The 20,917-nt window shown below is 64.6% G+C and carries 24 protein-coding genes; 13 read left to right on the top strand and 11 right to left on the bottom strand.

Going from position 1 to position 20,917, the window contains the following annotated elements; all coding sequences use genetic code 11:
• Window positions 1-161 precede the first annotated feature (161 nt).
• Together ACOGXA_RS00300 and ACOGXA_RS00295 are read right to left on the bottom strand one after the other, a co-directional pair.
• The gene (locus ACOGXA_RS00300; RefSeq protein ID WP_419925303.1) at window positions 162-1,706 is read right to left on the bottom strand and encodes an RNA-binding domain-containing protein; all 1,545 of its coding nucleotides are present in this window, start codon (window positions 1,704-1,706) and stop codon (window positions 162-164) included.
• 107 nt (window positions 1,707-1,813) lie between these two features.
• Window positions 1,814-2,941: an amidohydrolase family protein gene (locus ACOGXA_RS00295; protein ID WP_419925302.1), complete on the bottom strand. Its 1,128-nt coding sequence runs from the start codon at window positions 2,939-2,941 to the stop codon at window positions 1,814-1,816.
• Between the two features lie 65 nt (window positions 2,942-3,006).
• On the opposite strand from ACOGXA_RS00295, the gene ACOGXA_RS00290 reads away from it, so the two are divergent.
• From ACOGXA_RS00290 to ACOGXA_RS00255, 8 genes are read left to right on the top strand one after another with little or no spacing between them, the layout of a single operon-like run.
• On the top strand, window positions 3,007-4,401 hold the full coding sequence (locus tag ACOGXA_RS00290; protein WP_419925301.1) for an amidohydrolase family protein: 1,395 nt from the start codon (window positions 3,007-3,009) through the stop codon (window positions 4,399-4,401).
• A 12-nt stretch (window positions 4,402-4,413) separates the two neighbouring features.
• Window positions 4,414-5,223: a hypothetical protein gene (locus ACOGXA_RS00285; protein ID WP_419925300.1), complete on the top strand. Its 810-nt coding sequence runs from the start codon at window positions 4,414-4,416 to the stop codon at window positions 5,221-5,223.
• A 35-nt stretch (window positions 5,224-5,258) separates the two neighbouring features.
• Window positions 5,259-6,257, top strand: a complete 999-nt coding sequence (locus tag ACOGXA_RS00280; protein ID WP_419925299.1) for an NADP-dependent oxidoreductase — start codon at window positions 5,259-5,261, stop codon at window positions 6,255-6,257.
• An 18-nt stretch (window positions 6,258-6,275) separates the two neighbouring features.
• Window positions 6,276-7,043: a crotonase/enoyl-CoA hydratase family protein gene (locus ACOGXA_RS00275; RefSeq protein ID WP_419925298.1), complete on the top strand. Its 768-nt coding sequence runs from the start codon at window positions 6,276-6,278 to the stop codon at window positions 7,041-7,043.
• Window positions 7,040-7,705 carry a 2-oxoacid:acceptor oxidoreductase family protein gene (locus ACOGXA_RS00270; protein WP_419925297.1) on the top strand — a complete coding sequence of 222 codons (666 nt, stop codon included), beginning with the start codon at window positions 7,040-7,042 and terminating at the stop codon, window positions 7,703-7,705. The genes ACOGXA_RS00275 and ACOGXA_RS00270 overlap by 4 nt, the downstream gene beginning before the upstream one ends.
• Window positions 7,702-7,983: a 4Fe-4S dicluster domain-containing protein gene (locus ACOGXA_RS00265; RefSeq protein WP_419925296.1), complete on the top strand. Its 282-nt coding sequence runs from the start codon at window positions 7,702-7,704 to the stop codon at window positions 7,981-7,983. Before ACOGXA_RS00270 ends, ACOGXA_RS00265 begins: the two co-directional genes overlap by 4 nt.
• The gene (locus ACOGXA_RS00260) at window positions 7,980-9,050 is read left to right on the top strand and encodes a hypothetical protein (protein ID WP_419925295.1); all 1,071 of its coding nucleotides are present in this window, start codon (window positions 7,980-7,982) and stop codon (window positions 9,048-9,050) included. The genes ACOGXA_RS00265 and ACOGXA_RS00260 overlap by 4 nt, the downstream gene beginning before the upstream one ends.
• Before the next feature lie 13 nt (window positions 9,051-9,063).
• Window positions 9,064-9,852, top strand: coding sequence for a thiamine pyrophosphate-dependent enzyme (locus ACOGXA_RS00255; RefSeq protein WP_419925294.1), 789 nt, complete (start codon window positions 9,064-9,066; stop codon window positions 9,850-9,852).
• On the opposite strand, the gene ACOGXA_RS00250 is transcribed toward ACOGXA_RS00255, so the two are convergent.
• A complete protein-coding gene (locus ACOGXA_RS00250) occupies window positions 9,849-10,580 on the bottom strand; it encodes a tyrosine-protein phosphatase (RefSeq protein WP_419925293.1) in 732 nt (243 codons plus the stop codon). The genes ACOGXA_RS00255 and ACOGXA_RS00250 overlap by 4 nt on opposite strands.
• Before the next feature lie 150 nt (window positions 10,581-10,730).
• Here ACOGXA_RS00250 and ACOGXA_RS00245 point away from each other — a divergent pair, with 150 nt between their 5' ends.
• The 4 genes from ACOGXA_RS00245 to ACOGXA_RS00230 all read left to right on the top strand — a co-directional run bounded on the left by ACOGXA_RS00245 (window position 10,731) and on the right by ACOGXA_RS00230 (window position 13,976).
• Entirely contained in the window at window positions 10,731-11,243 is a 513-nt protein-coding gene (locus ACOGXA_RS00245; protein WP_419925292.1) for a hypothetical protein, read from the top strand.
• A gap of 191 nt (window positions 11,244-11,434) precedes the next feature.
• Entirely contained in the window at window positions 11,435-12,097 is a 663-nt protein-coding gene (locus ACOGXA_RS00240; RefSeq protein ID WP_419925291.1) for an LPXTG cell wall anchor domain-containing protein, read from the top strand.
• Between the two features lie 74 nt (window positions 12,098-12,171).
• Complete coding sequence (locus ACOGXA_RS00235) at window positions 12,172-12,999, top strand: enoyl-CoA hydratase/isomerase family protein (protein ID WP_419925290.1); 828 nt, start codon at window positions 12,172-12,174, stop codon at window positions 12,997-12,999.
• A complete protein-coding gene (locus ACOGXA_RS00230) occupies window positions 12,999-13,976 on the top strand; it encodes an NADPH:quinone oxidoreductase family protein (RefSeq protein WP_419925289.1) in 978 nt (325 codons plus the stop codon). The genes ACOGXA_RS00235 and ACOGXA_RS00230 overlap by 1 nt, the downstream gene beginning before the upstream one ends.
• Before the next feature lie 75 nt (window positions 13,977-14,051).
• On the opposite strand, the gene ACOGXA_RS00225 is transcribed toward ACOGXA_RS00230, so the two are convergent.
• A complete protein-coding gene (locus tag ACOGXA_RS00225; RefSeq protein ID WP_419925288.1) occupies window positions 14,052-14,363 on the bottom strand; it encodes a hypothetical protein in 312 nt (103 codons plus the stop codon).
• A gap of 116 nt (window positions 14,364-14,479) precedes the next feature.
• Here ACOGXA_RS00225 and ACOGXA_RS00220 point away from each other — a divergent pair, with 116 nt between their 5' ends.
• Window positions 14,480-16,204 (top strand): ATP-binding protein, encoded by a 1,725-nt coding sequence (locus tag ACOGXA_RS00220; RefSeq protein WP_419925287.1) that lies wholly within the window; start codon window positions 14,480-14,482, stop codon window positions 16,202-16,204.
• Here the strand turns inward: ACOGXA_RS00220 and ACOGXA_RS00215 are convergent.
• From ACOGXA_RS00215 to ACOGXA_RS00185, 7 genes are read right to left on the bottom strand one after another with little or no spacing between them, the layout of a single operon-like run.
• Window positions 16,201-16,668: a universal stress protein gene (locus ACOGXA_RS00215; RefSeq protein ID WP_419925286.1), complete on the bottom strand. Its 468-nt coding sequence runs from the start codon at window positions 16,666-16,668 to the stop codon at window positions 16,201-16,203. The two genes, ACOGXA_RS00220 and ACOGXA_RS00215, sit on opposite strands and share 4 nt — an antisense overlap.
• Before the next feature lie 14 nt (window positions 16,669-16,682).
• On the bottom strand, window positions 16,683-17,471 hold the full coding sequence (locus tag ACOGXA_RS00210) for an SDR family NAD(P)-dependent oxidoreductase (protein WP_419925285.1): 789 nt from the start codon (window positions 17,469-17,471) through the stop codon (window positions 16,683-16,685).
• A 2-nt stretch (window positions 17,472-17,473) separates the two neighbouring features.
• Entirely contained in the window at window positions 17,474-17,935 is a 462-nt protein-coding gene (locus tag ACOGXA_RS00205) for an ester cyclase (RefSeq protein ID WP_419925284.1), read from the bottom strand.
• A complete protein-coding gene (locus tag ACOGXA_RS00200) occupies window positions 17,926-18,555 on the bottom strand; it encodes a cysteine hydrolase (RefSeq protein WP_419925283.1) in 630 nt (209 codons plus the stop codon). Before ACOGXA_RS00200 ends, ACOGXA_RS00205 begins: the two co-directional genes overlap by 10 nt.
• A 55-nt stretch (window positions 18,556-18,610) precedes the next feature.
• On the bottom strand, window positions 18,611-19,333 hold the full coding sequence (locus ACOGXA_RS00195; protein WP_419925282.1) for a trypsin-like peptidase domain-containing protein: 723 nt from the start codon (window positions 19,331-19,333) through the stop codon (window positions 18,611-18,613).
• Window positions 19,323-19,694 (bottom strand): nuclear transport factor 2 family protein, encoded by a 372-nt coding sequence (locus ACOGXA_RS00190; RefSeq protein WP_419925281.1) that lies wholly within the window; start codon window positions 19,692-19,694, stop codon window positions 19,323-19,325. Before ACOGXA_RS00190 ends, ACOGXA_RS00195 begins: the two co-directional genes overlap by 11 nt.
• A 27-nt stretch (window positions 19,695-19,721) precedes the next feature.
• Complete coding sequence (locus ACOGXA_RS00185) at window positions 19,722-20,867, bottom strand: acyl-CoA dehydrogenase family protein (protein ID WP_419925280.1); 1,146 nt, start codon at window positions 20,865-20,867, stop codon at window positions 19,722-19,724.
• Window positions 20,868-20,917 lie beyond the last annotated feature (50 nt).

Genomic DNA, 20,917 nt, shown 5'->3' with positions numbered 1-20,917 from the left:
CTCCTGCCAAACCGCATTGCGAATGCCATCGGCCAAGACGCTGAACGCCCCATCAGCATCGATGGGGGGTGCCGTCGACCACAACCCGGCGTTCTTGAGCCAGCCCTAATCCAACATCTGCCGGACCCAAAATCCCACAATTGCCGACGCCCAGATGAGAATTATTGCGAAATGAGTCGCCAGCGGTTTTTCCGAGTGCGAGGGTTTGGCTCAGTTGCGCTCACCATGCCTCGGTCAGACAGGACCTTTAGCCATTTCAATACTGCTTGCTGGGAAATGCCCATGTCCCGGGCTAGTTCGCTGGATCGGCGCGGCCCATTGAACAGCAGCTGGACGATCTCGCTCTCGCGCCCTGTTAGCTCGAGAGCCAATGGGGGAACCGGGTCACTGGGCACTGAGCCCTCGTCGTCATCAGAAGTTCGACGGTTGTAGATGACGACACGCAACTCTGACGTGTCATCAAATATGGCCAGGGGGGGCATGCCTGCCTGCCTGAGGACCGCGACTGCGGCGCGCAGTCCCGACCCCCGGTTCTCACATACCGGACGGCCGGAGTCGGGGATCACAACGTCTTCGAGCAACTTTGCCAGCCGAGCATTTCGCGTCGCGGTGATGCCCCGGCTTATGAGTTCTTCGACGTCAGTCTGACCAGCGTTCGGGCCATGCAGTCCGCCAATGTTGGAGACTTCGAGTCGGTCTGGATAAAGGGCGACTCGAACCTGACTGCCGTGGGCCGTTGGGTGGTAGTCACGGTGAGTGAGGGCGTTGGCCACGATTTCCCGGACCGCCTCTACCGGATAATCCCAGACATCGACCCGTCCTGCCCCGATGATGACGGAACGTCTTCGCATGTTTTGGCGCAGGGCATCCAGCGCACCCGACACTATGGCGGGAATCGGTCCGTCCAGTGGCCGGTTGTCAAGAAATCGGGTCCCGTCCGAAGTCGGCTCGCCGCTAGTTGTAGGCATCGAAACGAAGGAAGCACCCAGTTGGGGAAAGAACTGTTGCGGATATCGCCCAAGAGCGAGCAGGCCAGCCAGAGTTACCTCGGCGTCAGCCCTCGGTGCGGTCAACGCGCCAAGCATGTGAAGCACTTCGCCGTCGTCAACCCGCTGGAAGGCGAGACCTCGACGCTCCCGCAGCCGCCGAAGCAGAGCTTCTGTCAGTTCTGAGTCGAGGTCGCCAAGATGAGCCTTCTCGACCGCAACCATGTCGTCGTCGGGCTGTCCCCGGCCCGAAACCATGATGTGGACTTCATAAGAGTTCATGCGCCGGTCGCCATCGTGGGTACGGAGATAGGCGCCGCGTTCCATCCCGTCCCGCCGGAGAAAGCAGGGCCGTCTTTGGTGCTCCAAGGCGTCAATCTGAGCAACCACCACTGGCCTGCCCTCCAAGAGGACGATGTCGATTTCTGGCCGAATAGGTGGATCGAGGTCGGTCGAGCACGACGAGGCAAGATCGGCAGCTAGCTTTGCTGCATCCACAGGGACCGGCTCGAAATCTCCATCGGTCAGGCCAAGGATCAACAGCCCACCCCGGGCATTGGCAAAGGCACACACCGAATCCAACGCTGAACGCGGGAACCCGCCAGACGCCCTTTTGACTTCCACCGACTGCAAGTCAGTCCCGGCAGCCCTCAGGCGTGCCACAGTGGAATCAAGCACACCCTGCAACTGACCCGGAAATGATGAAAGTACGTCTCCCACGAGGGAGATGCTACAACTTTCCTACAACTTTCCTACAACTTTCCTACAACATCACTCTCTGGAGGCAATGCTCCACTTGGTCGTATCTGGCGGGTTAGCCGCCTCTTCTACACCGTCAACCCGTACAGCTCGGCGCAGTTGTCGCGGAGGACTCGGTCTAGTTGGTGGTCGGTCATGTGGGTGGTTTGCTCGGTGAGCATCTCTTGGGACCAAGGCCAGGTGGCGTCGGAGTGGGGGTGGTCGTTGGCCCACATCACCCGGTCGGTGTTCATCAGGTCGAGCAGCTTGAACGCCACCCAGTCGTCCTGGAAGGTGAGGTACACGTTCTCTGCGAAGTACTCGCTGGGCTTCTTGGACAGCTCAGCACTCTCGAGCCAGTTGCGGTGCCGGTTGTAGGCGTGGTCGGCCCGGTACATCCAATGCGGGGCCCAGCCGGCGTCGGCCTCCACGCACACCACCCGCAGGTCGGGATGGCGCTCGAACACGCCGCCGAAGATCAGCGTGCCGATGATGTCCTGGTTGCCCCGGATGATCCCCAGGAAAGAGTTGATCTTCGGCCCCCGGAACTGGGCGGCCATGGGATGGTCGTTGCCCGAGGTGAGGATGTGGAACGACAGCGGAATCCCCATCGACACCGACGCCTCCCAGAAGGCGTCGTAATCGGGGTGGTCGTAGTCGATCCCAGAGGCGGGGTAGCCGGGCAGCATGACCCCTTTGAGCCCGAGATCGGCCATGGCCTCCAGGTCGGCGATGGCCTCGTCCACCGACCGCACCGCGGTCTGGCCCAAACCGATGAGCCGCTCGGGGGCGTGGGAGTTGAATTCGGCGATCCAGCGGTTGTAGGCATCGAAGCAGGCCTTCTTGTAGTCGGCGTCGGGATGGTTGCAGATGGTCATGCCCACCGATGGGTAGATCACCTCGGCCACCACCCCGTCCCGGTCTTGTTCTCCGAGGCGGGCCACCGGGTCGTAGCCGCCGGGGTGCAGATCCTCCCAGCGGGTGCCGCTGTTGATGCTGATCTCGTGCCAGCTCTTGCCCGCGGCGGCAATCATGCCGAAGGGCATGCGGTTGCGGCCGTTGTCGATGGACATGAACACGCCCATGTCGTCGGCCCAGTCCACCCTGGGCGCCCGATCCCGGAACTTCGGATCGATGTAGTCGATGTAGGTGTTGTCGGGCTCGGTAACGTGCGAGTCGGCCGAGATGCAGGGACGAACGGGGGTGACAGTGCTCATAGTTGGAACCTTCTCAATCGGGTGTCGCTGAGACATCGACAAAACTAGTAGGTAGCGTCTCTGCCATGAGCAGCCAGAAGACCGCCGCAGAAATTCGAGCCGACCTCGGCCATCCGGTTATCGACGCCGATGGTCACGTGTTCGAGCACTATCCGGCCCTTCACCAGTACTGCCTCGACGAGGGGCTCGAGGGCGGGCTCTATGCCCAGATGGCCAACTGTTCGTTCAACGGGGAGCCCAATTGGAGTGGCCTGTCGCCCGATGAGCGGCTGGCCCGACGCAGCTTCCGCGGGCCGTGGTGGGCGCTGCCGCTGGCCAACACCCGCGACTTCGCCACCGCGGTGTCCCCCGCTCTGTTCCACGACCGCCTCGAGGAGCTGGGCATGGACTTCGCTGTGTGCTACCCCAGCATCGGGCTCAACTTCCCCGCCTACAAAGACGACGATGTGCGCAACAAGCTCTGCCGGGCCCTCAACCGCTATCTGGCCGACAGCTACCAAGGGCTGCAAGACCGCCTGACCCCGGTGGCCGCCATCCCCACCCACACCCCCAGCGAGGCCATCGAACAGCTCGACTACGCCGTCACCGAGTTGGGCTTCAAGGCCGTGATGATCGGCGGCTTCGTGCCCCGCCAAGTGCCCGCCGGAGGCGAGATGGCCACCTGGATCGACTCCCTGGGCCTCGATTCGGCCTACGACTACGACCCCCTCTGGCAGCGGTTAGTGGAGCTGCAAACCCCCGCCAGCCTCCACTCCGGGTCGATGGGCTGGGACGGACGACGGTCCATCTCCAACTTCACCTACAACCACATGGGCAATTTCGGCTCGGCCAGCGAGGCCACCGCCAAGTCGATCTTCTTCGGCGGGGTCACCCACCGCTTCCCCGACCTTCGCCTCGGCTTCCTCGAAGGCGGGGTCACCTGGGGCGCCCAGATGGTGTGCGACCTTCTCAGCCACTGGGAAAAGCGCGGCCCCGAGGGCCTCAAGGCCTACGACCCCGAGCTGTTCGAGTCCGAGTATTTCGACACCCTCCTGGCCCAGGCCAACGACCCCATCGACTTGACCGCCGGCTTCGGCAAGATGATGCAGAAGGGCATTAGCAGCGATCAAGTGGTCCATGACTTCGAGGCCGCGGGCATCACCGGCCCCCATGACATCCTCGAGCAGATCGACCGCTCCTACTGGTTCGGCTGCGAGGCCGACGACCCCTTGGTGCGGCTGGCGTTCGACGGCGCCCTGCCCGAAGGGGCCACCCTCAACGCCATTTTCTCCTCTGACGTGGGCCATTGGGATGTCCCCGACATGGCCGAGGTCATGCCCGAGGTGTGGGAGCAGGTAGAACACGGCTGGCTCAACGAAGACCAGTTCCGAGCCTTCACCTTCGGCAACGCCCACCGCTTCTTCTCCGAAGCCCGCCCCGACTTCTTCAAGAACACGGTGCTGGAGAGCGCCACCGTCTAGAACTAGGGCGCAATGAACGGCCCCGCTTCCAATACGCCCACCTTCACGCTGGTAGCCCAGCTCGGCATCTACTGCGACCCCAACTCCCAGCCCGGCTACGGCCAATTGCGGGTGTTCGACGAGCAATGCCACGGAGGCCAAGTGAGGCCATCGGTGCTCATGCTGATCGCCGACATCACCGGCGGGATGATCGGAGAGAAGGAAGACCCGGAGTGCTGGCACTTCACCACCGACTTCCAGCTCCGCACCACCGCCGCGCCTCTGCCCGACCACATCGACGTGTACGCCGACGTGCTGCGGGCCGGGGCCAGCACCCTCACCTGCGAGTGCCGCTTCACCACCCCCGACGGCACCGAGGTGGGCTATGCCCAGATCGGCTTCGGGCGCTTCCACCAGCGACCCGGCGACCCGGCCAAGCACATCCACGATCCTCCCCGGCCCGACCTCACCGGCCTGCCCGACATCGACCAGCCGCTGGCCGAGCTCGCTGGCATCGAGGTGGTTGATCCCGCCGTCGGCCACGTGGAGGCCGAACTCACCCCGCAACTGCTCAACCCCGCCGGCATCATGCAGGGCGCCATGGTCACCCTGGTGGGCGAGGTTGGCGCCGAGACCCTGGCCGAACATGAATTCGGCACCCCCCACACCGTGGCCGACATGGACATCCGCTATCTGCTGGGCGGCAAGATCGGCCCGGTGTACAGCACCTGCCGCTGGATGGGCGACCCTGCGTCGGGCTGGGTGGTGGCCGAAATCAGAGACCTGGGCAAGGGCGACCGCCTGATGGCCACCATGATGCTGCGAGTGCGCCCCGCCCGCTGAGGGGCCACGACCTTCGGTCGGAGTAGTTTGGCGGAATGAACCGCCAGTGGATCTACGCCGTGCGGCCCGACGGACCGGTCAGCGTGGACAACTTCGAGTACCGGGAGACCGAGATTCCAGAGCCGGGCGACGGCCAAGCGCTGGCCCGGCTGTGCTACCTCAGCTTCGAGCCCGCAATGCGCACCTGGCTGGAAGACTTCATCACCTACATGCCCCCCGCACCGCTAGGCCAGCCCATGGTGGGGCCCGGGGTCTTCCAGGTGGTCGAGTCCAACACCCCAGCGCTGAGCGAGGGCGACCTGGTCAGCGGCATGATGAGCTGGCAGGACTACGAGGTGGTGGGTGAGCAGACCAGGGTGGTGCCGCCGGACACCCCCATCCCGGTGATGCTGGGACCGATGGGAGGCACCGGACTCACCGCTTACATCGGCCTGCTCGACATCGGCCGCCCCCAACCAGGCAAGACGGTGCTGACATCGGGAGCCGCCGGAGCCACCGGATCGGTGGCCGCCCAGATCGCCCGCATCAAGGGCTGCCGCTCGGTGGGCATCGCCGGCGGGGCCGACAAGTGCCGCTGGCTCCTGGAAGAAGCCCGCCTCGACGCCGCCATCGACTACAAGAACGAAAACGTGGACGACCGCATCGCGGAGTCCTGCCCCGACGGCGTGGACGTGTACTTCGACAATGTGGGCGGCGACATGCTGGAGACCGTCATGGGCCACATGAACATGGGGGGCCGCGTCGCGGTGTGCGGCGCCATCTCCACTTACAACCAGGGCCTGCGCCGACCGGGCCCGTCCAACATGTTCGAGATCATCGAGAAGCGGCTCACCCTTCAGGGCTTCGTGATGTTCGACCACATGGACCGCGTGCCCGCCGCCACCGCCGACCTGGGCCAGTGGGTAGCCGAAGGAGAGATCGCCTTCCAGACCGACATCCAGGAGGGCTTCGAGAACATCCCTACCACGTTCTTGCGGCTGTTCACCGGGGCCAACCACGGCAAGCAACTCATAAAGGTCCGAGACCCGGAGTAGGAAGAGGTTGCAAGAGCGATGAGCCTGGTCATCTACGAGGCCGAAGGAAAGGTGGCGGTGATAACCCTGAACCGCCCCGAGGCCCGCAACGCCATGAGCCCCGAGCTTTCGGCTGCCCTGGGCGAGGCGTTAGATCGATTCGAAGCCGACGACGACGTATGGGTGGCCATCCTGGCCGGCAACGGCCGCATTTTCTGCGCCGGGGCCGACCTCAAGGCGCTCTCTGAGGGCCGAGCGGCGGGGATCATCACCGCCGAGGAGGGCTTCGGCCGGTTCGCCCGCCGGCAACGGGCCAAACCGGTCATCGCCGCGGTCGACCGCCCGGCATTGGCCGGGGGGTTCGAGCTGGTGCTGGGCTGCGACATGGTGGTGGCCTCCACCGAGGCGGTCTTCGGCCTGCCCGAGGTGAAGCGGTCGCTGGTGGCCTCCGAGGGGGGCGTAACCCGGCTGCCCCGCCGCATCCCCACCAACGTGGCCATGGAGCTGGCCCTCACCGGCGACACCATCGACGTCCACCGGGCCCACGCCCTGGGGTTGGTAAACGTGGTATGCGAACCCGGCCAGGCGCTGGCCGAAGCCAAGGCACTGGCCGAGCGCATCGTGGTCAACGCCCCCCTGGCGGTGAGAGCCGCCCGCCGGGCCATCCTCGACGGCCTGGAAGCCACCGAGGCCGAGGGGTTCGCCATTGCCGCCCGGCTGGGGGCTGAGATCTCCGAAACCGAGGACTTCAAAGAGGGGCCACTGGCGTTCGTGGAAAAGCGCCCCCCCAACTGGCAGGGCCGGTGAGCCGTGTCGAACCGGCCAGTCCGGTGGAGTCGGTGAGCCGTGTCGAACCGGCCAGTCCGGTGGAGTCGGTGAGCCGTGTCGAACCGGCCAGTCCGGTGGAGCCGGTGAGCTCTCAGGCCACCGGAGAGCGGGAGCTGATGCTCACCGGGATCGGCGGCCAAGGGGTGCAACTGGCCGCCCAGGTCATCGCCCAGGGAGCAACCGCCGACGGCAAGGAGGTGCTGGTGTTCGGCAGCTACGGCGGCATGATGCGGGGCGGCAACACCGACAGCACGGTGGTGATCAGCGACCAGCCCATCGAGGCCCCGCCGGTGCTGTCATCCACCTGGTCGGCCATATTGATGCACCACCAATTCTGGGCCCCGCTCCAAGAGCGCATCCGCGACGGCGGCCTCGTGCTGGTGAACACGTCGGTGTTCGAAGACGAGCTGGAACCAGATCGCTACCAAGTTGTGGAGGTGCCCGCCACCGATGCAGCCACTGATCTGGGCAACCCGATTTTGGCCGCCATGGTCATGGCCGGCGTATACGGAAGAACGTCCGGCCTGGTGAGCTTGGACGGCCTGATGGAGGGCATGCACCGCTCGGTGCCCCCCTACCGCCAGCAGTTGGTCGAGGCCAACGAAGCGGCACTGGCCGCCGGCTGGGAGATGGCGGCGTGAGCCCCACCACTCCCCCAAGCACCGTCACCGTGAGGGGCACCGTGGTGATCGACGTCGAGGCCTGCAAGGGCTGCGATCTGTGCATCGACGCCTGCCCGCCCCGAGTGCTGGAGATGACCACCCACGAGGTCAACACCCGGGGCTACCGCTACCCCCGGCTGCTGGCCGGCTGCACCGGCTGTCAGGCCTGCGCCCAGATCTGCCCCGATTTCGTGTTCCAGGTGTACAAGTACGACACCCCCCTGGAGCTACCGGCCAGCCAGGGAAGCAGCCAGTGAGCGAGCGGGCGCTGATCGAGGGCTCAGAAGCCATGGCCCGGGCCGCAGTGGCCACCGGCTGCCGGTTCTTCACGGGTTACCCCATGACCCCGTTCACCGAGTTGCTGGAGCACATGGCCGCCCTGCTGCCCGAAGTGAACGGCGTGTGCATGAACGCCGAGAGCGAGCTCGAGGCGGTGGGCATGGCCTGGGGGGCGGCCACCACCGGGCACCTGGCCGCCACCGGGTCCACCGGCCAAGGGCTGTCGCTGATGCAGGAGTCGCTCTCGGAGATCACCAACGCCCGCCTGCCCCTGGTGGTGTTCAACATGGCCCGAGGCCAGGGCGACTACTTCCAGGCCACCCGAGGAGGCGGCCACGGCGACTACCGCCACATCGTGCTGGCCCCCATGGACGTGCCCGAGGCCGTAGAGCTCACGCAGATGGCATTCGATCTGGCCGGCCAGTGGCGCACCCCGGTGATGGTGCTGGGCGACTACTACCTGGCCCACACCTATCAAGCGGTATCGGTGCCCCCCATCCACACAACCGCCCCCGAGTTGCCCGATTGGGCCCTGAACGGATCTACCGGCGGTTCGGGCGCGGCCAAGATCATGTCCCCGCTGGGCGGCGGCGTCGAAGGAGAAGAGGGATTCGACTTAGGCGCCCACTATGCCGCTTGCGCCGAACACATCGAGGCCATGGCCACCGGCGTGGAGCCGCTGATAGACACCGGGTTCTGCGATGACGCCGATCTGGTGGTGGCCGCCTACGGATCGGTGGGCAAGTTCGTGCGCTACGCCTGCCTCCGGTTGCGCGACGCCGGACACCGGGTGGGCTACATCCGCCCGATCACGCTGTGGCCGTTCCCCTCGGAGGCCGTGCATACAGCAGCCTCCGGCTCGGCCAAGGTGGCGGTGTACGAGCAGAACATGGGCCAGATGGTCGACGACGTGCGCCTGGCTACGATGGGGGCGGTGCCGGTGGAGTTCATCGGGGGGCCCAGTTGGGACCACTCCGGTTTCGGGATCGGACCCGATATCAACGTGCCCGACATCTCCGAGCGCATCCTGGAGGCCCTGACATGAGGGGAAACAGGCCGTGAGCGAAGACCGTCTATTTCTGTCCACCGACCAGCCACCTGCCGAGCCTGCCGTGCTGGTAGACGACTTCACCCCCGCGCTCATCACCCAGGCCAACCACCACCTGTGCCCCGGATGCGGGGAGCCCATCGCCATCCGAGCCGCCATGGAGGCGGTCGAAGAACTCGAGTTGGCCCAGAGCACCATCGCGGTATTCGGCATCGGGTGCTATACCGCCTTCGCCCACAACCTCGACGTGGAAGTGGTGCAGGCCCTTCACGGCCGGGCGCCGTCGGTGGCCACCGGGATAAAGCGAATGCTGCCCAATGGCTTCGTAGTAACCGTCCAAGGCGACGGCGACATGGTCAACGAGGGCCTCCAAGAGGTGCTGCACGCCGCGGCCCGGGGCGAGAACATCACCTGCCTGCTGTTGAACAACGGGGTGTTCGGCGAGACCGGCGGCCAGATGACCACCACCACCACCTTGGGCCAGCGCACCAAGACCTCCATTGAGGGGCGCGACCCCCACCAGCACGGCCACCCCATTCTGCTGTCCGATTTGGCCGCCACCATGGACGGCTCGGCCTATGTGGCCCGATGCGCGGTCAACAGCGCCGGCAACGTGGCCCGCACCAAGCGCTACATCACTCGGGCCTACGAATCTCAGATGGCCGGTGCCGGGTTCAGCCTGGTGGAGATCCTCACCATGTGCCCCACCGGCTGGTTCGTCGACACCCTGGAGGGCCCCGAATACCTCCAAGACACCCTCGCCCCCGTTCACAACATCGGTGAGCTCAAGACCCCTTAAATCAGCAGCATCTCTCGCAACGCCTGCCGATGGCCGACGTCAAGACCTAAGCCATCGGCCCAGTACTGGTCAAAGCTGCCCCAGGTGTCGGCCAACACCTTCATCTGCTCGGCGAAATAGTCCTCGTGTACGGTGGCGATCGGCATCAACAAGTCGCCAAAGCGGCTAGGTGCGACGTGCTGGTTGGTCTCCAAGTAGTGATCCACCACCTCAGGCTCGGGCACGCCCACGGCCAGCAGAAGCAGGCTGGCCGCCCAACCGGTCCGGTCCTTGCCCGCGCTGCAATTGAACAGCACCGGGGCGGCTTCCGGCGCCAACACCCCTCTCACGAACTCTCCGAACTGAGCCGCCCGCTCGGGATTGCTCACCGACCTCCCAGATACCTCCTTCATCCGCTGAAAGGCGTTTCCGTTGCCGAATCGCTCTTCCAGTTCCTCGGCGCTCAACGAGGCGAAGTCCTCCCGGATCCCGGATGGGTTAACCGAGCCGGCCATCGGCAGCGAGACCTGCACCACCCCGTCGGGGAGCCGATTGGGGCCTTCCATGGCAATGTCGCCGTCGTTGCGGAAATCAAACACCGTGCGGATACCCAGTTCAACCAGCGCTTCCATATCAGAGTCGGTGGCCTCGGCCAAGTGAGCCGACCGGTAGATGAGACCTGACCGCACTCTTCGGCCTGCAACGGTGGTCTGGCCGCCGAGCGGGCGGAAATTACGGATCGACTCCACGTCGGGCACCCTAGTGATTACGCCCTCCAACCCCGGTACCAGAGCAACAACGGCAATTAGGTGACAGGGGCGAATCCAGAGGCTAAAGTCCGAGACCAATATCCGAGTAGGGGCCGGCCGAGTTCTGGCGTGGTCCAAGGAGACACAACTATGACCAAGACCAAGTTGATTTTCATTGGGCTAGCGTTGGCGCTGGTCGGCTTTTTGTTCGCCGGCTCTGCGTCGGCTCAAGATGGCCCATCCATCACTGCTGACCCGTCTTCAGTTGAAGCCGCTGGGGAACAGACGTTCACCGTGACCGGCTCCGGCTGGACAGGCTCTCCGATTGCCGTGCTGCCCTGCGACATGCCGGCAAGCGGCAGCCTCGATGATGTCGATGCGAGCACCTGCAACCAGGGCAACATGCAGGTTGTCGGTGCCTTGGACGCCAACGGCGGTTTCACCGCTGAGATCACAATCGACGTGCCGGAGAACGGCATCGTGATCGGCTCTGGCGACTTCGCCCAGACCGAGAGTGCCAGAGCGGCAATCACTGTTGGCATGATGGAGGACGAGTTGGCCACTACCGGCGTGAACACGTCGTTGCTGGTCATCATCGGCACGGGCATCGCCCTCGCCGGTGTGATGGTGTTCGGCCTCAGCCGCCGGATGCGCACCCTGTAACACCATTTCCTGATCAAAACACTCGGTGCCCCGGGCCTTCGGGTCCGGGGCACCGGTCGTTAATGGCCTTGTGCCAAGAGCCTCAACCACCGTGTTGCTGGCAAAAAAGAAATCTGCGCTAAAGTCTGGTCAATCATCGGAGCCGAGGCCGACCAGTCTTCGGACACCTGAACGGCCAAAGGAGTTGCATCATGACTAAATGGACCAAGTTGTTGTTCATCGCGATGGCGGTCGCATTATTTGCCTGGGCGGGCACGAGCGCTGCCTCGGCTCAAGACGACACATCCACCACTGCTGACCAGTCTTCCGATGGGGCCACTGACGACATGGACGACATGGACGACATGGACGACATGGACGACGGCGACATGGGCGACGGCGACATGGGCGACGGCGACATGGGCGACATGGGCGACGGCGACATGGACGACATGGGCGACGGCGACATGGACGACATGGACGACATGGACGACGGCGACATGGGCGACGGCGACATGAGCGGCGACATGGGCGACGGCGACATGAGCGGCGACATGGGCGACGGCGACATGAGCGGCGACATGGGCGACGGCGACATGGACGACATGGGCGACGGCGACATGGACGACATGGACGACATGGACGACATGGACGACATGGGCGACGGCGACATGGACGACATGGGCGACGGCGACATGAGCGGCGACATGGACGACATGAGCGGCGACATGGGCGACGGCGACATGGACGACATGAGCGGCGACATGCTGGCTGACACCGGCTCGAATACGCCGCTGCTGGCCCTCGTCGCTCTTGCGGTGGTGCTTGCCGGTGCCATGGTGCTCGGTCTGAGCCGGCGGCTGCGCACCCAGTAGCACCGCAAACTGATCAATACACTCGGTGCCCCGGGCCTTCGGGTCCGGGGCACCGGTCGTTATAGGGTCAGGCCATGTCTTTTGAGCTGATCCTTGTTGATGATCCTGCCCCGCATATCCGGCGGATCACGCTGAACCGCCCGGAGAAACGCAACGCCATCAGTACCCCGATGCGAAAAGAGCTGCTGGCTGCGCTGCAAGCGGCTGATGTCGACGACGACGTACGGGTTTCGGTCATCCGAGGGGCAGGGCCGTGCTTCTCGTCGGGCTACGACCTGTCCGACTCGCTCATGGAAGACCCTCCCCACTACACCGCCGGTGGCGACGGACAGTGGTCCCGCCATGTGACCGACAGCTGGTTGGCCATCTGGGAGTTGGCCAAGCCGGTTATCGCCCAGATCCACGGCTACGCCTTGGCGGGGGCTTCAGAGCTGGCCGCCGCCTGCGATCTGGTCTACGTGGCCGACAACGCCGACATCGGCCACCCGGTGGTGCGGGTACTGAGCCCGCCCGATTTCAACTACCACCCCTGGCTGGTGGGGTTCCGCAATGCCATGGAGATGATGCTCACCGGCGATTCCTACTCCGGTGCCGAGGCCGCGGCCATGGGCTTCGCCAACCGGGCCTATCCCGAAGCTGAACTGGAAGAACGGGTGCTGGACATGGCCCGGCGGGTGGCCCGGGTACCCTCCGACCTCCAGCAGATAAACAAGCGCAGCGTCCACCGGGGCATGGAGGCCATGGGCACCCGCAACGCCATCCGCACTATGTCGGAATACCAGGCCCTGGCCGGCAACGTCGCCTCAGTGCAGGAGTTCAAGCAGCGGGCATTGGAGAGCATCAAGTCGGTGGTCGACCGTCCGGCCGCGGCCGGAGCCGGAGCAGATGGAGCGGAAAGCTGATGCAGATTTGGCGGCAGCATGAGTTGGGCAACCCGGTCGAGTTGCTCAAGCTGGAGGAAACCGATCCACCGGTACCTGGCTCAGGCCAAGTCGTGGTGGACATCGAAGCGGTCGGGCTCACATTCGTGGACTGCCTAATGGCTCGGGGCCGCTATCAGATGGAGACCAGGCTGCCGTGGTCGCCATGTACCGAGGTCGTGGGCCGGGTACAGGAAGTCGGCGATGGAGTCGACCACTTGTCCGCTGGCGACCGGGTGGTGGGCATCGGCGGCGGATCGCTGGCCGAACAGACCGCGCTACGGGCCGGCGGCGCACACAAGCTGTCCGAAGGAGTGTCGGCTGGCGCGGCCGCCGCGGCGCTGGTCAACTACGGCACATCGTGGTTCGCCCTCCATGACCGTGGACAGCTAGCCGAAGGCGAAACGCTGCTGGTTCATGCCGGAATGGGCGGCGTGGGCTCGGCCGCGGTGCAGCTCGGCCTAGTCGCCGGGGCAAGAGTCATCGCCACCGCCGGCGGTACGGAGAAGACAGCCCTGCTGAGGGACATGGGAGTGGAGATGGCCATCGATTACCGGGAGACTCCCGATTTCGTTGACTTGGTGCGGTCCCACACCGGCGGCCGAGGGGTGGATGTTTGCTTCGACCCAGTGGGGGGCGACGTGTTCGACCGCTCCCGAAGGTGCATGGCCTGGGACGGTCGGCTCTTGGTGATCGGTTTCACCAGCGGGCGCATCGCGGAAGCCCCCACAAACCACATCTTGTTGAAGAACTACTCGGTGGTCGGCGTCCACTGGGGCGCCTCGGTGGGCCGCAACCCCGAGCCGTCAGAACAGGCCCGACAAGCCATATTCGCCCTGCTCGAAGAAGGCCGACTCGACCACCCGGTGTTCCCCCCGTTCGCCTTCGACGATGTTCCCGCCGCCCTCGACGCCATCTACCACCGCCGCACCTGGGGCAAAGTCGTCGTGGAGCTGTAGAACGACGGGCTGCATGAGAGGCCAGAGGGCCTAACCTGAAATGTGGCTACATTGATAGCCACTACGGCAGGGAGTTCAGTTATGCGCTCGGTTGGAGTCAGGGAATTCAGAGATCAGGCCACCACACTGATGAAGCTCGGGGAGACGATCCGCATCGAGCGCCATGGCAAGCCGGTTGGCTTCTTCGTGCCGGTCCCAACACCAAAGCATGACCGCCGAGAAATCGACGAATCGCTTGATCGAGTAGGCGAAGTAGTCGAGCGAGTGCTGGCCCAGACAGGTCTCGGCGAAGAAGACCTTGTTCGTGCCCTTGTGCCCGAGGACCAGCAGATCTGATGCTGCTGGTGGTCGACACCAGTGTGTTGGTTGGCGACCTGCTGCAACCACCGATGGAGTCCGCCCCCCTATGAACGACCTCACCTGTCCGAAGAATAGGCCCACTGATATGCGTGCAATCTGAAGTTTTGACTTTCAATTTACATAGTTAATGGTAATATGCCCTTGTGGTCTACCGGGACATGATGAGGCGGCTTCAGAGTCTGTTCCGGCAGTATCCGTTCGTCACCGTCACAGGGCCGCGTCAGTCGGGCAAGACCACGTTGTGCAAGATGGCCTTTCCCGATCTGGCCTATGCCAATCTAGAAGCACCCGATCAGAGGGACTTCGCCGAGTCTGACCCCCGTGGCTTTCTCGCTCAGTTTCCCGATGGAGGAATCCTTGACGAGGTTCAGAACGTCCCCGACCTCTTGTCGTATCTCCAGGTGTTCGGCGATGAGCGCGGGAAAAACGGGTACTTCATCCTGACGGGGAGCCAGCAGTTCCGCCTTTCCGATGCCATCAGCCAGTCACTTGCCGGACGCACCGCCCTACTCCGCCTCTTGCCCTTCTCAATAGTCGAAAGACAGCGCACTGAGGCCAGTCTGGCAATTGACGACATGCTGCACTCCGGCTTCTACCCGCGCATCCTCGACCAAGGCCTTGAACCAGTCCGGGCGCACGCCGACTACTTCGAGACGTATGTGGAACGACATGTAAGACAGCTCATCGAATTGCAAGATCTTTCGACGTTCCGGCGGTTCGTGCGTCTTTGCGCGGGCCGGACAGGCCAGCTCTTGAACATCAGCTCGCTCGGCTCAGACACCGGCGTGTCCCACACCACCGCCCGCGCGTGGCTGACCGTCCTAGAGGCCAGCTATATCGTCTTCTTGCTGAACCCATTCCACGCCAACCTGAACAAGCGCCTCATCAAATCACCCAAGCTGTATTTCTATGATGTCGGCTTGGCCAGCTATCTGCTGGGAATCGAAAGCGCATCGCAGATAGCCACGCATCCACTACGCGGGGCGCTCTTCGAGAATCTTGTAGTGGCCGAAGTGATGAAACACCGGTTGAACCGCGGGCTTGAACCCCGCCTGTGCTTCTTCCGAGATTCCAGCGGACTCGAATGCGACCTTCTCTACGAGTCGGCTGGCGGCATCGGCGCAATCGAGGTGAAGTCTGGCGCCACCGTGTCCTCTAATCACTTCGGCTCGCTCAATCGCGTCGGCGAACTGATTTCCGACATATCCGTCAAAGCTCTGGTGTACGGGGGCAGCGCACGCCAGGCGCGCCAGAACTGCGAGCTCGTTCCACTGCACGAGTTGGCAGGATTGCTCGAACTCATCGAAGCAGACAAAGAGGTATCCCAGTTCATCGCAGCGCGGCAGGGGTCCGAACCGGATGATGCAGCCGAGAAGACGCTGGACGCGGTGTTCTCCAGCCATATCCGCTCGGCAATCGCCGGGATCGACACCGCATGCTCGCCGTTCGCCACGTCCCTCTTCCGTCAGTCAATCTCAACAGGATACGTGAGATTGGGCAGCGCGCAGCACAGTTCGTCCGGGCTGTTGGACTCGTCGCGGTGGGAGCAGACGAAGGCAAACCTCAACCTCAGCCGGGCGTTCACGCTCAAGGATGCCAACCCGCTGGAACTCGAATACAGCTATCGACTAAACGACTACACCGGTATCAACGGCCCCTGTTGCGACATCTCTATGTCGGCGAAATGGACGCTCGGCAGCGATGGATTCCGCCGAACCGCTGAGATAAACGGCAAATCCATTCCTGCCCTGACGATGAGCGTGAGCTACTCCGAACTCAACCGCCGAAGTGCCGAAGTGGACCTGCTGAGGGCTGAGATCTCCCAGGCGATCATCGAAGAAATCGCCGATGGTCCCGCCGACGGCTAAGTCGGCAGGTCGGGGCGGACGATTACCACGGGGCAGCTGCCGTGTTGAGCGATCTGCTGGCTGACTGACCCCAAAAGCAGTCCGCGAAAGCCGCCTCGGCCCCTTGAGCCCACCACCAGCATGGCGGCATTGTCCGACTCGGCGATCAGGGTGTCGGCAGCCCGGCCCCGCACCATGCGGCGCCTGACCTCCACCCCTACGGCATCCACTTCGGCCAGCACCTCGTCGATGATGCTGTCCTGCATTCTCTTGACCTCAGCCTCCAGATCGATCGGATCCAGCGGTACGTAGTTGAAATCTGGAGAGGCCGGCACGTAAGTGGTGGAATAGGCGGTAACCACATCGACATGGGCACCCCGATGGCGGGCCTCCTTTATGGCCCAGCGGAGCGCGGCCCGGGCCCCGCCCGATCCCTCCACACCGACGACGATCCGATTCTCTGGCTCTCTGGCCGCCTCAACCATGGCCTCAAGTGTAGCTACATCGGGTCGTAGGGGAAGTCGGCATCCACACCCCCGTCCACCACGAGGGTCCGGCCCGACACGAACCCCGAGATCGGCGCCGAGAGGAACAGCACCGCCCCGGCGATGTCCGACGGCACCCCCATGTGCCCCAGCGGCACGGCGGCGTTGTTGATCGCCTTTCGCTTCTCATCGAAAAGCGCCTCCATGCGGGGGGTAAGGATCGTGCCCGGCGCCACGCAGTTGGCCCGAATCCCATAGGGGGCCAATTCGATGGCCACCGACTGCATCCACGCCATCAACCCGGCCTTGGCCGCGCCGTAGTGGGCGTGGTTGGGCGCCGCGGTCAGCCCGCTGACCGAGGCGATGAACACCATCGTGCCCCCGCCGGTGTCCTTCATGGCCCGTCCGCCGATCTGGGAGATGAGGTAGGCGTGGCGCAGCACCATGTCGAACTGCCAGTCCCACTCCTCATCATCGATCTCCAACACCTCAGACCATCCGGACACGCCCACTATGTCCACGATCCCGCCGATCGATCCCATGGCCCGCCCGGCTTCGTCAACCAGGGCTTGCACATCGGCCCGCTTGGTTATGTCGGCCACCCAGGGAATGCCGTCCACCTCGGCTGCCACCTGCTCGGCCCGCTCCATTTCGACATCGACACAGAAGACCTTGGCCCCCATCTGCGCCAGGGCGTGCGAAGACTGGCGGCCCATTCCCTGCCCTGCGCCGAGGACAATGAATCCCCTGCCATCCAGTCGCATGAGGCCGGCATAGTCAGGCACCGGCGAAAGATCGGCCATGGTCAAACTCCCTGTTCGGTTTCCGGGTCAAGTTGAGATGCTGCCACTTCGCGAAGGCGGCGGACCACCTCGGAGAAATCGGAGTAGCCCCACTGCTCGGTGATCTTGCCGTCGGCGAGGCGTACCATCTCGATCATTCCCCACTGGACGGCCTCCCCAGTGGGCTCGATGCCCAGCAGGGGGCCGGTGTGGGTGCCCCGGGCAGCGATCTTGATCACCACCAAGTCGCCCTCGGCCACGATCTCTTCGATGTGGTCTTGCCAATCGGGGAACGCCGTGCGCCACGCCGCGATCAGCCGGCGCATCCCGTCGGCACCCGACGGCCCAGGACCAACGCCATGGGCTATGAAGTCATCCGCTAATACCTCGTCGAGCAGGTCCACCTGCCCGCCATTGACTATGTCGCGTACCAAGCACTCCACCACCGCCTTGTTGGTGGTCTCGAGGCTCTCGGTCATACCCATCGAGCCACGATGTCGTCCACGGTGAGCATGGTGGTGAGAAATGCCATGGTGTTGTCCATCACCGCGTCGCCGTAGTCGGCCGGGATGCCGGCCACCGCGTCGCCGGCCAGCACCACCTGATAGCCCAGATCGACCGCGTTTATCACCAGCCCCATCACCCCCACGTTCAGCGACACCCCGGCGGCCACCACGGTGGTCACCCCCAGATTGCGCAGGGTCTGGTCGAGCGAGGTGCCCATGAACGGCGACATGCCGTGCCAGCGGGCGATCTCGATGTCGGATGGCTGGGGGTCGAACTCGGCAATGACCTCGGCCGAAGCCGACCCGATCAAAAGCCCCCCGGTATGCTCGCTCATCTTGGCCGAAGCCGCCAGCATCCGGCAGTTGGCCACGCTCCCCGCCCTGTCCTGCCTGAAATGGGCCAGGCAGTGTACTACCGGCGCTCCCGCCGCTCGGGCACCGGCGCACAGCCGGGCACCGGCGTCGATAGCCCCCCGGTCCAGCATCACATCTCGCAGGCCGCCCATCGAGGCCATGTCGCCGATCACTCCCCGCTGGCACTCCATGGTGACCACTGCGGTGTGCGAAGGGGAAAGCAGCTCGTCCAAATCCACAGGCATCAAACGAGACTAGCCCCTACCCGGTGTGGCAGGGCTAGACACGGTGACCAAGCCCCTACCGGGTGCGGCAGGGCGGGGTCGGGGCGGGGGTGTTGTCGATCTCGGCCAGGAAGCCGGCGATCTCGCTGCGGTCGAGGGCGTACCCCTCGTCGGGCCGGCCCCTGGCAACCGCGAACACCATGCCCACCACCTCGCCGTCGAAGTTCAGCAACGCCGCCCCGGAGTCGCCCGCAGCCAAAAGCGAGCGGATCTCGAGCACATGGCGGCCCTCCGTCTCCTGCGCGTAGAAGTCGCGGCCCGTGGCCAAGATTCTGCGAGTAACCTCAAACGGCACGAACGACAATCCGTCATCGGAGTCGACGGTCGCGGCGTCGCCCACGTCGGAGGCCCTCACGCCTACCGGGGCCAGCGCAACCGGAGAAGCGGCCGCGTCCGGCACCAAGAGCGCGGCGATATCGCGGTCAGAGTCGAATCCCACCAACAACGCGACCTCCGATTCGCCATCGGCAGTGCTCACCGTGATCTGCTCGACCCCGGCCACCACATGGGCATTGGTGAGCACCAACCCGGGTTCTGCCATGAACCCACTCCCCTCGGTGAACTGCCCGCAGGCCATACCGCTTACATGTACCGCGGCCGCTCGGATGCCGTCGCGCTCGGCAAGAACCGGTCGCAGCGGCGAGTCCAGCGCCCAGGTGAGGCCCCAGCCCACCAGCAGACCCAGCGCGGCCAGCCACAGCAGCCACCGCCGACGCTTCTTCAGCCAGTCAAACAGCACGCAGGCAGTCGAGTGAGAAAAAGGCCCGCAGCGAGGTCAGCAGGCCGTCGTCGTCGAACACGGCCACATCCACCACGTCGAGCTCGTAGTCGACGCCGTCGAAGCAGACTCGGGCCACCATCGGCGCGGCCGCCTCATTGCCCGCCACCCGCACCGGACCGGTCAGCACTAGGGTTTCAGCCAGTTCGTTGCCCTCGTAGAACGCCCGAATGGCGCCGATTCCCTCCTGCACCGGCCCGCCCACCGGCACCTGGCACGACCCGTCGTCGGCGTAGAACGACAAGATCGCCTCCACATCGCCGGCGCTGACGGCGACGGCGTACTGCTCCATCACGGTGCGCATGTGCTGAGGTTCAACCATTGGCGCTCCCTTGGGCCACCGCCACTGTCAGGAGTACCGATCGCGGAGGTGGCGGGCGATCACCATCTTCTGGATCTCGCTGGTCCCCTCCCCGATGATCATAAGCGGCGCGTCCCGGAAGTAGCGCTCCACCGGGTACTCCTCGGTATAGCCATTGCCTCCGTGGATGCGCAGAGCGTCGGAGGCGATCTCGAAGGCGGCCTCGGAGGCGAACAGCTTTGCCATGCCCGCTTCGAGATCGATGCGCTCCCCGGAGTCGTAGCGGCGGGCAGCGTCGTAGGTCATCAGGCGGGCGGCGTGGAGCTTGGTGGCCATCTCGGCCAGCTTGAACCCGATGGCCTGGTGGTCGTATATGGGCCTACCGAACGTCTCCCGCTCCTGGGCATATTTCATAGCGGCGTCGAGCGCGGCCTGGGCCACTCCCACTGCCCGAGCCGCGATGTTGATTCGCCCCAGCTCCAGCGCGGAGAGGGCATAGCGCAGCCCGTGGCCCACCCCGGCGACACCGCCGAGGACGTTGGCGTCGGGCACCCGAAAATCGGCATAGGCCATTTCCACCGTCTCCACCCCCTTGTAGCCCAGCTTGGGGATGGTGCGCGACACGGTGAGCCCGTTGGCGCCCGGGCCCGGCGCTTTCTCCACTATGAAGCAGGTGATGCGGTCGTCGGGGGTGCGGGCCAAAAGCATCACCATCTGAGCCCTCATGCCGTTGGTAACCCACATCTTGGTGCCGTTGACGATCCACTCGGCCCCGTCGGGCACCGCCCGGCAGCGGATGTTGCGAGTGTCGCTGCCGGCGTCGGGCTCCGACAACGAGAAGGCCGACCGCACCGACCCGTCGCACATGCGGGGCAGAAAGCGCTCCCGCTGTTCTTCGGTGCCAAAGCGTCCGATCATGGTGGCGGCGATCTTGTGGGTGTTGAGGATGCCGGCCAACGACATCCACCCCCGGGACAGCTCCTCGACGATGCGGGCATAGGTGGCGGCGTCCATGCCCAGCCCCCCATAGGACGGGTCGATGGTGGCCCCGAACAGGCCGAACTCGCACATCTGGGCAAACATCGCCTCAGGGAACTCGTCGGCATGCTCGAGGCCGGGGGCGTTGGGAATCACCTCCCGTTCCACCCAGGTGCGGATGGCGCCAACCAGTTCGTCGGCCAGCTCCGCGTCCATAGCGAGACCACGATAGGCGATTTTCCGCCCGTGGGCGCCTCTGGGGCATG

It is taken from the genome of Candidatus Poriferisocius sp., assembly GCF_965208475.1.
In the GTDB taxonomy this organism is placed as follows: Bacteria; Actinomycetota; Acidimicrobiia; order Acidimicrobiales; family Bin134; genus Poriferisocius.
This window is presented reverse-complemented; position numbering and strand designations above follow the sequence as displayed.